A 14,455-nucleotide genomic window follows, 5' to 3' on the forward strand; every position below is an offset into this window, starting at 1 on the left:
CGGCTGTGCGGTGCGGTGCGGCTAGACCTTGGGGCGGACCGCGGTGGACCCGTCCGTCGGCTCGTTGCCGAGGAGGTGCAGCTTGCCGCTCTTGCGGTCGGCGAGGTACTCCTTCATCTCCTTCTTGATGACGGGGAGCAGCAGGTAGACCCCGAGCAGGTTGACGAAGCCGCAGACGAACAGTGCCGCGTCGGCGAAGGCGATGACCTCGCTGAAGGTCAGGACGGTACCGGCCACGGTGAAGAACAGGTAGATGCCGCGGAAGATGTTGTCGCTGAGCCGGCTGCGCCCGAACAGGAACTCCCACGCCTTGAGGCCGTAGTAGAACCAGGTGATCAGGGTGGAGAACGCGAACAGGATCACCGCGATGGCCAGCACGATCGGGAACCAGGGAATCACCGTGGCGAAGGCGTCCGAGGTGAGGATGACGCCGTCGGGGGCGCCCTCACCGGCCTGCACCTGGTCGATGCCGGCCTGCAGGCTGGGGGCGCCGGCGATGATGATGGCCAGGGCCGTCATGGTGCAGATGATCACGGTGTCCACGAAGGGCTCGAACATCGCCACGAACCCCTCGCTGACGGGGCGGCGGGTCTTCACGGCGGAGTGGGCGATCGGGGCGGAACCGAGACCGGCCTCGTTGGAGAACGCCGCGCGCTGGAAGCCCACGATCATGACGCCCAGGACGCCGCCGGCCATGCCCTCGGGAGAGAACGCGCCGTCGACGATCGCGCCGAGGGCCGCGGGCACCTGGGTGAAGTTGACGAGGATGACGATCAGGCACGCGGTGACGTAGACGGCCGCCATGGCCGGCACGAGGCGGCTCGTGGTGGCGCCGATGGACTTGATGCCACCGATGATGACCAGGCCCACGAAGGCCGCGAGGATCAGGCCGAAGATGAGGGCCGCCCCGGCGCTGCCGAGGAAGCCGTCGGGACCGCCCGTCACGTTGCGGGCCTGCGCGAACGTCTGGTTGGCCTGGAACATGTTGCCGCCGGCCGCGCCGAAGAGGAGGATCGCGACGGCGAAGATGCCGGTGAAGATCTTGGCGACGACACTGCCGAACTTGCCGTACGCGACGAGCAGGTACCGGAAGGGACCACCACTGACGGTGCCGTCCTCGTGGACCTCGCGGTACTTCACGCCCAGGGTGCACTCCGCGAACTTCGTGGCCATGCCGAGCAGGCCGGCGCAGATCATCCAGAAGGTCGCCCCCGGCCCGCCGAGGGCCATCGCGGCGCCCACACCCGCGATGTTGCCCAGCCCCACGGTGCCGGACAACGCGGAGGTCAGGGCTTGGAAGTGGGGGACCTCACCGGGGTCGTCCTTGGACGAGAACTTGCCCCGCACCACGTCCCACGACACCTTGAGGCCGCGGAACTGGATGAAGCCGAAGTAGACGGTGAAGATCACACCGGCCGCGATGAGCCAGGCGACGACGAAGGGGAAGCTGACGCCCGCGACGGTGATCGGGACGAAGACGATGGTCGAGAAGACCTCGGTGATGGGAGCGAACGCCGAGTTGATGGCCTCGTCGACGGCTGCCAGCCACTCGACGTCCTCGGCCACAGTCGTCATGGGTGCCGCTTGTGTGATCTGCATCTCACCACTACACCCTGCCGAACGGCCGTTGGCAACAGACACGCCTGTCGTCCAAAGTGCGATCTTGTCGTGGCAACAAGAAGTTAACAATAAGCGGCCCGGCCTCTCGCGAGAGGCCGGGCCGCCGGCGGTGCCGGTGCGGCGTCACCGTTGGCGCCGGGGGCGCCGGGTCAGCGACCGGCGCGCGCTCCGCCGGTCAGGTACTGGGGGGAGGTCATGGCGCACACGCGGAGCCCGCGCGCCAGGTCGCTGCCGGTGCGGCGGAGGGTGCTGCCCGCCGAGGAGGCGCGGGGACCGACGGGGGCTGCCGCCCGGCCGATGGCGGTGAAGAGGAGGGCGGGGAGGCCGAAGACGAAAAGGAGAGCCATGGGAACATCAAGCTTTCTGTGCGCGGGGCGAGGAGATCCGTGGGTCCGAGGGCAGTTCGCCAGGTGCTCCGGCGGTGGGCGGCGCCTCGGTTGACATCTAAAGTCTAACGGGCCGATAGTGAATTATTCAATGTGATAACCCTCACGGGAGGAGTAATTCGTTGCGTCTAGACGACATCGACCGACAGATCATTGCGTCCTTGATCCAGGACAGCCGCGAGAGCTACGCGGCCATCGGCGGAAAGGTGGGCCTGTCGGCCCCTGCGGTCAAGCGCCGCGTGGACGTCCTGCAGCAGACGGGCGCCATCAAGCGTTTCACCGCGGAGATCGACCCGTCGGTCCTGGGGTGGAACATCCAGGCCTTCGTGGAGCTGCACTGCGACGGCGGACTCTCGCCGTCGATGATGCGCACCATGGCCGCCGAGATCGCCGAGGTGACCGCCGCGTACACGGTCACCGGCGAGGCGGACGGCATCTTCCTGATCCGCGCGGAGAACACGACCCACCTCGAGGACGTCATGGTCCGGATCCGGGAGTGGAAGGGGATCAACCACACGAGGAGCTCGGTCATCCTGTCGCATCTGTGAGCGTGGCGCCCCGGGGTTCTGTGATACTGGGCACACAGCACCGTCGTCACTACAGTGGAGGATCGGACATGGAGAACCCAGCGGAAGCAGCGATCGTCGTCGGGGTCGACGGCTCCCCCCAGTCCGTGGCGGCCCTGCGCTGGGCCGCGCGCCTGGCGCCGGCCTACGGGGCGACCGTCAAGGTCGTCGGGGCGTGGGAGAACCCGCCCGAGTACGTGAACTTCGTCCACTTCAAGGACGACCACTTCGACGAACTGGCCCGGAAGCGGGTGGACCGCGCGGTCCACGAGGCCTTCGGGGAGGACGTGCCCGCCGGACTCAGCACCGTGGTGGAGTTCGGCCACCCCTCCAAGGTGCTGATGCAGCACAGCGAGGGGGCAGCGATGCTCGTGGTGGGGCGCCGGGGCCACGGTGGTTTCAAGGGTCTGCTGATGGGCTCGACGAGCTCCGCCTGCGTCGCCCACGCGCCCTGCCCGGTCCTCGTCCTGCCCGAGGAGACGGTCGGGGCGGAGAACGTGGAGGGCACCGGGAGCGCCGGCTGAGAGCGCCGCGCGCCACGGTGGCCCGTGCTCTGTGATACTGATCACGTCAAGGTGATCGCACGAGCAAAGGACTCGGTATGAGCAACGGAACCACACCAGCGATCGTCGTCGGGGTCGACGGCTCCCAGCAGTCCGTGGAGGCGCTGCGCTGGGCGGCGAGGATGGCGCCCGCTCTCGGCGCGGGCATCAGGGTGGTCGGAGCGTGGGAGTATCCGCCCGAGTACGCCGGATACGTCCCGCTGGGCAGCGACAACTTCGACGAGATCACCCGCAAGCGGGTCGACAAGGCGGTCCACGAGGCCTTCGGCGAGGACGTGCCGGCCGGACTCAGCACCTCCGTGGTGTTCGGGCACCCGTCGAAGGTCCTGGTGCACGAGAGCGAGGACGCCTCGATGCTCGTGGTCGGTCGCCGGGGCCACGGCGGTTTCCGCGGGCTGCTGCTGGGCTCGGTCAGCGCGGCGTGCGTCTCCCACGCGAAGTGCCCGGTGCTCGTGATCCACGAGCACCCCGAGGAGGCGGAGGGGTCGGCTCAGGACCGGCCCGCGTAGTAGCGGCCCAGGACCTCGTCCCGGTACTCGAAGTAGGTCCCGTCGGCCATGGCCGCGCGGGCGCCGTCCACCATGCGCACGACGAACCGCTCGTTGTGGATCGACGTGAGCGTCGCGGACAGGCGCTCCTTGGCCTTGAACAGGTGGTGCAGGTACGCCCGGGTGTAGTGCGCACACGTGTAGCAGTCGCAGCCGTCGTCGATCGGGGCGAAGTCCGTGCGGAAGCGGGCGTTGCTGACGGTGAAGCGGCCGGCCGGGGCGTACACGGTGCCCGTGCGGGCCACCCGGGTGGGGGAGACGCAGTCGAAGGTGTCCGCGCCGTTCTCGAGGGCCGTGAAGATGTCGTCCGGCTCCGAGATCCCCAGCAGGTGCCGGGGCCGGTCCTCGGGCAGCTCCTCGTTGCACCAGCGCACGATCGTGCCGAGGTTCTCCTTCTCGAGGGCCCCGCCGATCCCGAACCCGTCGAAGTCCATCGCGCCCAGGTCCCGGCACGCCTGGCGGCGCAGGTCCTCGTGCTGGGCGCCCTGGATCACGCCGAACAGGGACTGGTACGGCCTGCCCGCGCGCTCCTCGGTGAGCCGGACGTGCTCGGCGACGCACCGCTGCGCCCACCGCCGGGTCCGTTCGAGGGACGTCTCCTGGTAGCCGCGGGAGTTGTGCAGCGTGGTGAGCTCGTCGAACGCGAACATGATGTCCGCGCCCAGTGCGTGCTGCACCTGCATCGAGATCTCCGGGGTGAAGCGGTGGACGTCCCCGTTGATGTGCGATTTGAAGGTGACCCCGTCGTCGTCGACCCGGGCCATGCGCTCCTTGCCGGTCGCGACGTCGTCGTCCCCCGCCGCCGAGGCCGCGGCCGTGGACATGTCGATGACCTTCCGGAACCCCGAGCCCAGGGACATGACCTGGAAGCCCCCGGAGTCCGTGAAGGTGGGACCGGACCAGTTCATGAACGCGCCGAGCCCGCCCGCGGCGTCCAGGACCTCCGCGCCGGGCTGCAGGTAGAGGTGGTAGGCGTTGGCGAGCAGGGCCTGCGCACCGAGTTCCGCCATGGACTCGGGCAGCACGGCCTTGACGGTGGCGGCGGTGCCGACGGGGACGAAGGCGGGGGTCCGGATCGTCCCGTGCGGGGTGGTGATGGTCCCGGTGCGGCCCAGGAACGGACCACCGTTGGCCTCGACGCGCCCGCCGGGGACCGTGGCGGTGTCGGCGAGGCGGTGCTCCAGCTCGAAGCCGAAGGTGGAGCGGGCGGCGGCGGGAAGGAGGGTCTCTTCTGGTGCGGGCACCCGTCCATTGTGCGCCACCGTGCGGGGGCGGCTGACCGTGCGCGCCCCGCCGGGCGGATCGGAGCGGGGCCGGGCGTCGCGAGGACGCGGGGCGGGTCCCGTGCGCCGGCTGGGGGCGCTCAGCGGCCCCAGCCGGCGTGGGCCACGGCCTGGCGCACCAGGTCCCCGCGGCCCCCCGCGAACTCCGCCTGGACCTCGGGGCTGAGCGCCTCCTCGGGACTCATCCAGGACAGCTGCAGGGCGTCCTGGCGCGGGCTGCACTCCCCGCGCACCGGCACGATGTAGCTCAGTGCCACGGCGTGCTGGCGGTCGTCGGTCAGCCCGGTCTCGGACGGCGAGGGGAAGAACTCGGCCACGGCGAAGGGCGTGGTGGACACCGGCAGCTGCGGGAACGCCATGGCGCCCAGGTCCTTCTCCAGGTGGCGCAGGAGCGCGGCCCGGATGGTCTCCCGGTACAGCACCCGCCCGGAGACGAGCGTGTACATCATCTCGCCCTGGGGGGTGGCCTGCAGCAGCAGCCCGATCTCGGAGAGGTAGCCCAGCGGGTCGAGCCGGACCGGAAGGGCCTGCACGTAGACCATCGGCAGGCGGCGGCGGGCCTCCTGCAGATCGTCCTCGTTGAGCCAACCGGGATTCGGATCGGGGGTGCGGAGGAAACTCATACTGCTGTTCTATCCCAAGACCCCGGGCGGGGCCACGGTCGCCGCGGCCCCGGACGGCCGGTTCAGCGCACAGCGGAGCCGTGACCCCCCGGCCCTGCTCACGGGCGGGGCAGCCGGGCGGCGGCCTCCAGGACCGTCCACGCCTGCACCTGGGTGGACAGCTCGACCGGTACGCCGGGGCGCTGCGAGTCGTTGGCGTGCCGTGCCGGGTCCGGGGAGAAGATCGCCACCGTCCCGCCTGCGGCCGCCGGGTCCGTGGTGCCCGGCGCGCCGAAGTCCACCGCGGGGTCGAACTCCCGCCGGCCGGCCCACAGGGCGTCGGCGGTGCCCGTCACGAGCGCCGCCGCGGTGCGGCGCGCGGTGGCGGGCAGACCCGGGTGCAGGGCGGCGTCGGCGAGATAGCGGGCCAGGATCCCGCTGAACAGGCCGCCGTCCCCGCCGCCGTGGGCGCGCAGGACGGGCGCCCCGTCCTGCTCGCGGCCGTACTCCTGCGCGGCGCCCGCCACCACGTCGGCGGCCGCGCCCAGCAGGTCCGCCCGGTACTCCTCGTCCGTGCCCGGGGCGTCCGCGAGCTCGAGCAGCGCGCCGAGCACGGGCCCGGAGCTGTAGCTGAACAGTCGCTCGTCCAGGCGCGTCACCTCGGTCCCGGACCCGGCGGCGACCAGGCGCAGGCCGTCGTGGAAGACCTTCCGCTCCGGGTCCCAGAGGGTGGTGCGCAACCAGTCGAGCACCGCGGCGGCCTGCTCCCGGCGGTGCGTGCGCACGAAGCCGAGGGCCGTGGGCGCGGAGGACGCCGTGTTCTTGACGTCGTGGCGGGAGTTCCAGAAGACCCCGCCGCCGAGGTCCCCGGTGTGGCCCTGCTCGAGCCGGGCGAGCAGGGCGCGGCCCGCGTCGAGGCACGCCACGTCCGGCCGGCCGGTCAGCGCACGGTCCAGCCCGGCGAGACGGCCCACGGCCAGCAGCAGCCACGCCATGTCGTCGTAGTAGGAGTTGTGGGTCACCCGGCCGCCGCTGCGCAGGGTGATGCCCCGCAGCAGCCGGTGCCCCTCCCGGCGGAACCGCCGGGCCCGCGCGGGGTCGTCCAGGGTCCGGAGACCGGCGTCCACCAGCGCGTCGAGCAGGTGTGCCTGCCACCAGTAGTGCCACGGGGCCCTCGGGGACGTGGGCCGCGGGTGCGCCGGGGCGCCGAGCAGCGTGCCGGGCACCCCCAGCGCCCGCCCGCCGAACAGCTCCTGGACCGAGTGCGCCGCCTTGTCGGCGCGCTGCGCCGCCGTGGCGCCGGGCCCGGCGGGTTCAGCGGACTCACGGGATGCAGCGGGTCCGGTGGGCTCGCCGGTCGCTGTGCGGTGCGCGGCGCTCGCGCCGGTCGTCGGGGGCATGGGGGCTCCTGTGCTGGCGGGGGAGAAGGGCTGCGACCGAGCCTATGCGTTCGCCGGGGGTGGCGGCGCGCCGCGGTCCCGGGCGGGGCCCAGGAACAGCCGCCGGTGCACGGTCTCGGCGGGACCGGGCAGGCCGCGCCGCTCCAGCAGGGCCGCGCCGAGCAGCGTGACCAGCCACACGGCGGAGCCGAGCAGCAGTGCGGCGGTGGGCGTCAGGGAGCGGCCGAGCCCCAGCGCGAACGGGGGCAGCAGCACGGTGAACAGCACGGACTGCGCGAGGTAGCCGCTCATCGAACGGCGTCCGAGAGCCTGCAGCGACCACAGCACGGGATGCTCCCGCGCCCGGAGCGCGCCCGCCCCGGCGGCGGAGGCCGGGCGCAGGAGCCGGTCGCAGACCAGCGCCACCACGAGCGCGTAGCCGATCCCCTGCGCGGCCCCCGTCACCGCGTCCGCACCGGTGAGCACGGACCCGGCGGCCGCGGAGGGCTCGAGCCTGTCCGTGGTCAGGAGCCCGGTGCCGGCGCCCGTGAGCAGCCCGAGGCCGATGCCGGCCAGGGCGGTGGCGAGCAGCCGGCCGCGGCGGGGCCCGGGGTCCTCGAGCACCCGGTACCGGCTCAGGGCCAGGCCGAGCAGCAGCATGGGCAGCAGCCCCAGCAGCTGGAGCGGGGCGAAGGACACCACTCCGATCCCCTCGACGAGCCCGAGGGCCACCCGCTCCGGGACGGAGTCCGCCACGAGGCTGGGGAAGGGCGGTGTGCCCGGTGTCCGCACGGCCCAGCTCGCCGCGCCGTAGAGGACCATGAGCACCGAGCCCAGGGCCGCGAGGACCACGAGGGTGCGCGTGCTCTCGGCGATCAGCACGGCCAGGAGCAGCCCCCCGAACGCGTACGCGGTGATGATGTCCCCGGGGAAGAGCAGGCACGCGTGCAGGGCCCCGACGAGCACCAGCCACCCGTATCGGCGCAGCAGCAGCCGCCGCGCCAGGGGCAGGGGCGTGCCGCGGGCGGCCTCCCGCGCGGCGATCTGGCCCACGCCGTAGCCGACCAGGAACGAGAACAGGGGGAAGCCGCGGCCGTCCACGAGCATCGACATGGCCATGTTGACGACGTCGTCCACCGTCCACGCCGTGGTGCCCGCGCCCGTCCCCAGCGTCCGGTCCCGGGGGCCGTCGGTGGGCCCGGCCGCCCAGATCCACACGGTGATGTTGGCGACCGCGATGACCCAGAGCATGAGCCCCCGGGCCACGTCCGGCGCCGGGACGCGGACCGTCGCCCGGGCGGTGCGCGGAGCGCTCACGCGGCGTCCCCAGGCCCCAGGGTGCGCCGGCTCTCGAGCACGAGCGGCTCACCGGTCACCGGGTGCACGAGGGCGATCCGGCGGGCCAGCAGCTGCAGCGGCCGGCCCGGGGCCTCGGTGCCGGCCGGCCGGACCTCCGGGTACAGGGGGTCGTGGCGGACGGGGATGCCCAGCCCGGCCAGGTGCACGCGGATCTGGTGGGTGCGCCCGGTCTCGGGCCGGAGGGCGTAGCGGGCCCACGTCCCCTCCGCGTCCGAGAACGGCGGCCCGGCCCCCTCGACCGCGGTGCGCGCGTTGACGGGACCCGGCACCTCCCGCGCCTGCAGGGACGTGCTGTCCTTGACGATGCGGGACTCGACGAGGCGCGGGAGGCGCAGCCCGGGCCGGTGCCCGGCCACGGCCTCGTACTCCTTGGCCACCGCCCGCTCCTGGAAGAGGGTCTGGAACCGGCCGCGGGTGGCGGGGTCCCGCGAGAGCAGCAGGACCCCCGCCGTGCCGCGGTCGAGCCGGTGCAGCGGGGAGAGCCGGTCCTCACGGCGGGAGCGGCGCAGCTTCACGAGGGCGCTCTGCGCCACGAACCCGCCGCGCGGCGTGGTGGGCAGCCCGTGCGGCTTGTCGACCGCCAGCAGCCACTCGTCCTCGAACAGCACCGGCAGGTCCCCGGGCAGCTCCGGCTCCTCGGGCAGGGCACGGTGGTACCAGACCGAGCCGCCGGGGCGGAAGGGGGCGTCGTGGCCGAGGGGCCGCCCGTCGTCGTCGACGATCCCGCCGGCCGTGAAGAGCTCCTCGAGCTCCGGGGCGGACGAGGGGAACCGGGCCAGCAGGTAGCCGCGGACGGTCCCGGGGGACCCGGTCTCCGCGGCCGGCAGCCGCACCCGGACCGGGTCCACCCCGTCCCGCAGCGGCAGGGGGGCGGGGGCGGGCCGACGTCGTCGCATGGTTCCTGATCGTGCTCCGCCCGGGACCGGTTGTCCACTCGGCGGCCCCGCGTTCCGCCGGCCCGCGGATCCTGCGAGAATGGACGCGCACGTCACCGCCCGCCGACCGGAACGAGGCCCATGGCAGTCGAAGAGGTCGTCCTCCTGGACGACGCGCACCGTCCCATCGGGACCGCACCCAAGGCCGGGGTGCACACCACGGACACCCCTCTGCACCTCGCGGTCTCGTGCTACGTCCTCGACGACGACGGGCGGCTGCTGCTGACCCGCCGGGCGCTCGCGAAGAAGACGTGGCCCGGGGTGTGGACCAACAGCTTCTGCGGCCACCCGGGCCCCGGCGAGGGGTTCGTCGAGGCCATCGCCCGCCGGGCGGGCCAGGAGCTGGGCTTCGAGGTGACGGGCATGAGGGAGGTGCTGCCCGACTTCCGCTACCGGGCGGTGGACGCCTCCGGGATCGTGGAGAACGAGTTCTGCCCCGTCTACGTGGCGCGCGCCACCGGCCGGCCGCGGCCCCTGCCCGAGGAGGTCGCTGAGGTCGCCTGGATCGCCCCGGAGGAGCTGTTCGCCGCGGCGGAGGCCGCGCCGTTCCTGCTCAGCCCGTGGCTGCTCGAGCAGATCGCGCACGACCGGCTGCGCGAGGCGCTCACGGGACGGGCCGCGGGGCGCCCGTAGCGCTCCGCTCCCTCCTCACTCCATTCGCCCGGCCAGGTCCTCGGCCACCGTCTCGAGGGCGGCGCGCAGCGCGAGGATCGCCGGGCGGTGCTCGCTCGACCCGCGGATCGAGGTGAACACCGTCCGCCGGGGCCCGCCCGGCAGGTCGACCAGCCGGCAGGGCGAGGTACCGCCCGCCCACATGAGGTCCGGCATGAGCGCCACGGCGTTGCCGGACTCCACGAGCCGGGTCTGCGCCTGCAGGTCCGCCGTCGAGAACCGGACGTCGGGCTCGAAGCCCGCCCTCCGGCACAGCTGCTCGCCCCAGTGCCGCGAGGCGGCTCCCCGCGGTTCCATGACCCACGGGAGCTCGCGGGCCTCCCACAGGGAGGTGATGGCCGCGTGCTCCGGGCCGGGGGGAACCGCCAGGCGGATGGCGTCCGTGATCAGCCGGCGCCGGTCCAGGTCGGGATGGTGGGCGGCGGCGTGGCTCGGGTACTGCTCCGCCACCACGACGTCGAACTCGCGCGTCCACGTCTCGTAGAGGGCGCGCTCCGGCTCGGCCTGCACCATCTCCACCCGCACCTCCGGGTGCTCGCGGCGCATCGTGCCCAGCACGACCGGGAGCAGGGCCAGCGCGGCCGACTGGAACACGGCGACCCGCACCGTGCCGGTCACCGTGCTCAGCGACGCCGCGAGGTCCGACTCGGTGCGCTCCAGGACGTCGAGCAGCTCGGCCGTGCGCGCCACCAGGATCTCCGCCTGCGGGGTGAGCTGGACCCGCCGGCCGGCCTTGGAGAGCAGCGACACGCCGGCCTCCTTCTCCAGCGCCGAGAGCTGCTGGGAGACCGCCGAGGGGCTGTAGTTCAGGGCCGCGGCGACCTCCGCCAGGGTTCCGCGCAGCGCGAGTTCACGCAGCAGCCGCAGCTTGCGCACGTCCAGCACGGGCCACCGTCCATTCATCACGTCCGCTGACGAATCATCTGCGAAAAACATCACTTTATCCGAAGAGACGGGAGGCGCATAGTGAGTACTGCAACAGTGCTTTCCACGCAGACCAGGGAGTACCACCCATGACGACGATCCCCGTCCCCGCGACCGCGAACACCCCCGCGGCACCGTCGAGCGGACGCACCCTTCCCCACGCCACCATCCCGGCGTCGCTCCCCGAGCAGGCCGTGGCCACGGTCCGCCGCTGGCTCACCGAGGCGGAGGAGTTCCCCAAGGACGCCTCGGGCGAGCAGCTGGCCGGGGTGCTCAAGGACTCCAGCGGCCTGGACTTCACGGTCGGCTTCGTCGACGGCGTGATCCGGCCCGAGGACATCAAGGTGGCCGCCCGCAACCTCGCGCGGCTCGCGCCGAAGGTCCCCGGCTTCCTGCCCTGGTACCTGCGCTCCGCGGTGCGCGCGGGCGGGGCCCTGGCCCCGGTCGCCCCGCAGGTCGTGATCCCCGCGGCCCGCAAGGCACTGCGCGAGATGGTCGGGCACCTCATCGTGGACGCCAGCGAGGCCAAGCTCGGGAAGTCGATCGCCAAGATCCGCAAGGACGACGTCCGGCTCAACGTCAACCTCCTCGGCGAGGCCGTGCTCGGCGAGCGCGAGGCCGACCGCCGGCTGCAGGGCACCCACGACCTGCTGGCCCGGCCGGACGTGGACTACGTCTCCATCAAGGTCTCCTCCACCGTTGCCCCCCACTCCGCCTGGGCCTTCGACGAGGCCGTGGCCGAGGTCGTCGAGAAGCTGACCCCGCTCTACGCGCGGGCCGCCTCGTTCTCCACCCCGAAGTTCATCAACCTGGACATGGAGGAGTACAAGGACCTGGACATGACCCTGGCGGTCTTCACCCGGATCCTCGACCAGCCCCGGTTCCGGCACCTCGAGGCCGGCATCGTGCTGCAGACCTACCTGCCCGACGCCCTGCAGGCGATGATCCGCCTCCAGGAGTGGGCCCACGTCCGCCGCGCGGCCGGGGGCGCCCCCGTGAAGGTGCGCGTGGTCAAGGGCGCGAACCTGCCCATGGAGCAGGTGGAGGCCTCCCTGCACGACTGGCCGCTGGCCACCTGGGGGACCAAACAGGACTCGGACACCCACTACAAGCGCGTGCTCAACTACGCGCTGCAGCCGGAGCACGCCGACGCCGTCCGGATCGGCGTGGCCGGGCACAACCTCTTCGACATCGCCTTCGCCTGGCTGCTGGCCGCCGAGCGCGGCGTGGTCGAGGCGATCGACTTCGAGATGCTGCTCGGCATGGCCACCGGCCAGGCCGAGGCCGTCAAGCGCGATGTCGGCTCCCTGCTCCTCTACACCCCGGTGGTGCACCCGGCCGAGTTCGACGTGGCCATCGCCTACCTGATCCGCCGGCTGGAGGAGGGCGCGAGCCAGGAGAACTTCATGTCCGCGGTCTTCGAGCTCTCCGCGAACGAGGAGCTCTTCGACCGGGAGAAGAACCGCTTCCTCGCCTCGCTGGCCGCGCTCGACGACACCGTGCCGCTGCCGAACCGGGTCCAGGACCGTCGGCTGCCCGAGCTGCCGGCCCCGACCGACAGCTTCGCCAACACCCCGGACACCGACCCGGCCGTGGCCGCCAACCGGGACTGGGGCCGGGCGATCCTCGACCGTGTCCCCGGTTCCCGGGCCGGCGTGGAGACCGTCGCCGCCGCGGCGCTGCAGACCGAGGAGCAGCTCGACCGCGTCATCGACGCCGCTCTCGAGGCCGGCCGCGACTGGGCCGCCCTGACCGGGACCCAGCGCGCCGAGGTGCTCCACCGCGCCGGGGAGGCCCTGGCGGCCCGCCGCGCCGAGCTGCTCGAGGTCGCGGCCGCGGAGGCCGGCAAGACCCTCGACCAGTCGGACCCCGAGATCAGCGAGGCCATCGACTTCGCCCACTACTACGCCGAGCGCGCCCGCGAGCTGGACGAGGTCGACGGCGCGTCCTTCGTGCCCTCCCGGCTCACCGTCGTGACCCCGCCGTGGAACTTCCCGGTGGCCATCCCGGCCGGTTCCGTGCTGGCGGCCCTCGCCGCCGGCTCCCCGGTGGTGTTCAAGCCGGCCGGCCCGACCAAGCGCTGCGGCGCCGTGGTGGCCGAAGCCGTCTGGGAGGCCCTGGACGCCTCCGGGATTTCCCGCGACGTGCTCGCCCTCGTGGACCTCGAGGAGCGCGCCCTCGGCCGCCAGCTGATCTCCCACCCGTCGGTGGACCGGCTGATCCTCACCGGTGCCTACGAGACCGCGGAGCTGTTCCGCTCCTTCCGCTCCGACCTGCCGCTGCTGGCCGAGACCTCGGGGAAGAACGCCCTCGTCGTCACCCCCAGCGCCGACTTCGACCTGGCCGCCAAGGACGTCGCCTACTCGGCGTTCGGCCACGCCGGACAGAAGTGCTCGGCGGCCTCCCTGGTGATCCTCGTCGGCTCCGTGGCGCAGTCCCGCCGGTTCCGCAACCAGCTCGTCGACGCGGTCACCTCCCTCACCGTCGACTACCCGACCAACCCCGCCGCGCAGATGGGCCCGCTCACCGAGCCGGCCGAGGGCAAGCTGCTCCAGGCCCTGACCTCCCTCGAGGAGGGCCAGTCCTGGCTGATCGAGCCGCAGCAGCTCGACGGAACCGGCAAGCTGTGGTCCCCGGGCGTGCGCACGGGCGTGCAGCGCGGCTCCGAGTTCCACCTGGTGGAGTACTTCGGGCCCGTGCTCGGCGTGATGACCGCCGAGACCCTGGAGGAGGCCGTTGCCATCCAGAACGAGGTCGACTACGGCCTCACCGGCGGGCTGCACTCCCTGGACCCGGACGAGATCGGCTACTGGCTGGAGAACGTCCAGGCCGGCAACGTCTACGTCAACCGCGGGATCACCGGCGCCATCGTCCAGCGCCAGCCCTTCGGCGGCTGGAAGAAGTCGGCGGTCGGCCCGGGCACCAAGGCCGGCGGCCCGAGCTACCTCATGGGCCTGGGCGAGTGGGAGCCTGCGCCGCTGCGCGACGCCGGGCGCCCCGTGGCCGACATCGCGGTGGCCGCCCTGGTCGCCGCCGCCCGTTCGGGCCGGGCCGGCGTCACCGCAGAGGAGGCCGAGGCGCTCGAGCAGGCACTGCGCAGCGACGAGGCCGCCTGGGCCGGGGAGTTCGGCGTCGCCCGGGACGTCTCGCAGCTCTACGCGGAGCGCAACGTCTTCCGCTACCTGCCGCTGCCCGTGACGGTCCGGCTGTCCGAGGGCGAGCCCCTCGCCGGCCTGCTGCGCGTGGTCGCCGCCGGTCTGCGCGCCGGCGCCGAGCTCACCGTCTCCTCGGCGCTCGAGCTGCCCTCCGCGGTGCGCTCCGTGCTCACCGGCCGGGGCGTGCGGGTCCGGGTGGAGGACGACGCCGCCTGGCTGGCCGGTGCCTCCGCCCTCGACGGCGGACGTGTCCGCCTCATCGGGGGGGACCGTGCGGGCTTCATCGCCGCGACCGGGTCCCGTCCCGACGTGGCCGTCTACGCCCACCCCGTCACCGGGGCGGGCCGGGTGGAGATGCTGCCGTTCCTGCACGAGCAGGCCGTGAGCATCACCGCGCACCGCTTCGGCACGCCGAACCACCTCACGGACGAGCTGATCTAGCAGCTCTTCCTGTCGCGGCCCC

General features: G+C 73.0%; 13 protein-coding genes. 5 read left to right on the top strand and 8 right to left on the bottom strand.

Annotated elements, in window-relative coordinates; all coding sequences use genetic code 11:
* Positions 1-21: 21 nt before the first annotated feature.
* Both ACH9D2_RS13735 and ACH9D2_RS13740 read right to left on the bottom strand, forming a co-directional pair.
* Entirely contained in the window at positions 22-1,575 is a 1,554-nt protein-coding gene (locus ACH9D2_RS13735) for an amino acid carrier protein (protein WP_396363367.1), read from the bottom strand.
* A 194-nt stretch (positions 1,576-1,769) separates the two neighbouring features.
* Entirely contained in the window at positions 1,770-1,967 is a 198-nt protein-coding gene (locus tag ACH9D2_RS13740) for a hypothetical protein (protein WP_396363368.1), read from the bottom strand.
* Positions 1,968-2,128: 161 nt separating this feature from the next.
* Here ACH9D2_RS13740 and ACH9D2_RS13745 point away from each other — a divergent pair, with 161 nt between their 5' ends.
* From ACH9D2_RS13745 to ACH9D2_RS13755, 3 genes are all read left to right on the top strand, one after another.
* Complete coding sequence (locus tag ACH9D2_RS13745; RefSeq protein ID WP_396363369.1) at positions 2,129-2,554, top strand: Lrp/AsnC family transcriptional regulator; 426 nt, start codon at positions 2,129-2,131, stop codon at positions 2,552-2,554.
* A gap of 68 nt (positions 2,555-2,622) precedes the next feature.
* A complete protein-coding gene (locus tag ACH9D2_RS13750; RefSeq protein ID WP_396363370.1) occupies positions 2,623-3,096 on the top strand; it encodes a universal stress protein in 474 nt (157 codons plus the stop codon).
* 77 nt (positions 3,097-3,173) lie between these two features.
* On the top strand, positions 3,174-3,644 hold the full coding sequence (locus ACH9D2_RS13755; RefSeq protein ID WP_396363371.1) for a universal stress protein: 471 nt from the start codon (positions 3,174-3,176) through the stop codon (positions 3,642-3,644).
* Here the strand turns inward: ACH9D2_RS13755 and tgt are convergent.
* From tgt to ACH9D2_RS13780, 5 genes are all read right to left on the bottom strand, one after another.
* On the bottom strand, positions 3,626-4,927 hold the full coding sequence (gene tgt / locus ACH9D2_RS13760; RefSeq protein WP_396363373.1) for a tRNA guanosine(34) transglycosylase Tgt: 1,302 nt from the start codon (positions 4,925-4,927) through the stop codon (positions 3,626-3,628). The genes ACH9D2_RS13755 and tgt overlap by 19 nt on opposite strands.
* Before the next feature lie 119 nt (positions 4,928-5,046).
* The gene (locus tag ACH9D2_RS13765) at positions 5,047-5,589 is read right to left on the bottom strand and encodes an NUDIX hydrolase family protein (protein ID WP_368825069.1); all 543 of its coding nucleotides are present in this window, start codon (positions 5,587-5,589) and stop codon (positions 5,047-5,049) included.
* 98 nt (positions 5,590-5,687) lie between these two features.
* A complete protein-coding gene (locus tag ACH9D2_RS13770; protein WP_396363374.1) occupies positions 5,688-6,968 on the bottom strand; it encodes a glycoside hydrolase family 76 protein in 1,281 nt (426 codons plus the stop codon).
* Positions 6,969-7,010: 42 nt separating this feature from the next.
* Complete coding sequence (locus ACH9D2_RS13775; RefSeq protein ID WP_396363375.1) at positions 7,011-8,264, bottom strand: DUF418 domain-containing protein; 1,254 nt, start codon at positions 8,262-8,264, stop codon at positions 7,011-7,013.
* The gene (locus ACH9D2_RS13780) at positions 8,261-9,202 is read right to left on the bottom strand and encodes a pseudouridine synthase (protein WP_396363376.1); all 942 of its coding nucleotides are present in this window, start codon (positions 9,200-9,202) and stop codon (positions 8,261-8,263) included. Before ACH9D2_RS13780 ends, ACH9D2_RS13775 begins: the two co-directional genes overlap by 4 nt.
* 120 nt (positions 9,203-9,322) lie before the next feature.
* On the opposite strand from ACH9D2_RS13780, the gene idi reads away from it, so the two are divergent.
* Positions 9,323-9,874, top strand: a complete 552-nt coding sequence (idi, locus tag ACH9D2_RS13785; RefSeq protein ID WP_396363377.1) for an isopentenyl-diphosphate Delta-isomerase — start codon at positions 9,323-9,325, stop codon at positions 9,872-9,874.
* A 15-nt stretch (positions 9,875-9,889) separates the two neighbouring features.
* On the opposite strand, the gene ACH9D2_RS13790 is transcribed toward idi, so the two are convergent.
* Positions 9,890-10,798 carry a LysR substrate-binding domain-containing protein gene (locus ACH9D2_RS13790; RefSeq protein ID WP_396363378.1) on the bottom strand — a complete coding sequence of 303 codons (909 nt, stop codon included), beginning with the start codon at positions 10,796-10,798 and terminating at the stop codon, positions 9,890-9,892.
* 128 nt (positions 10,799-10,926) lie between these two features.
* Between ACH9D2_RS13790 and ACH9D2_RS13795 the strand changes: the two genes are divergently transcribed.
* On the top strand, positions 10,927-14,433 hold the full coding sequence (locus ACH9D2_RS13795; RefSeq protein ID WP_396363379.1) for a bifunctional proline dehydrogenase/L-glutamate gamma-semialdehyde dehydrogenase: 3,507 nt from the start codon (positions 10,927-10,929) through the stop codon (positions 14,431-14,433).
* Positions 14,434-14,455: the final 22 nt, after the last annotated feature.

It is taken from the genome of Kocuria rhizosphaericola (assembly GCF_044462205.1).
Lineage (GTDB): Bacteria > Actinomycetota > Actinomycetes > Actinomycetales > Micrococcaceae > Kocuria > Kocuria rhizosphaericola.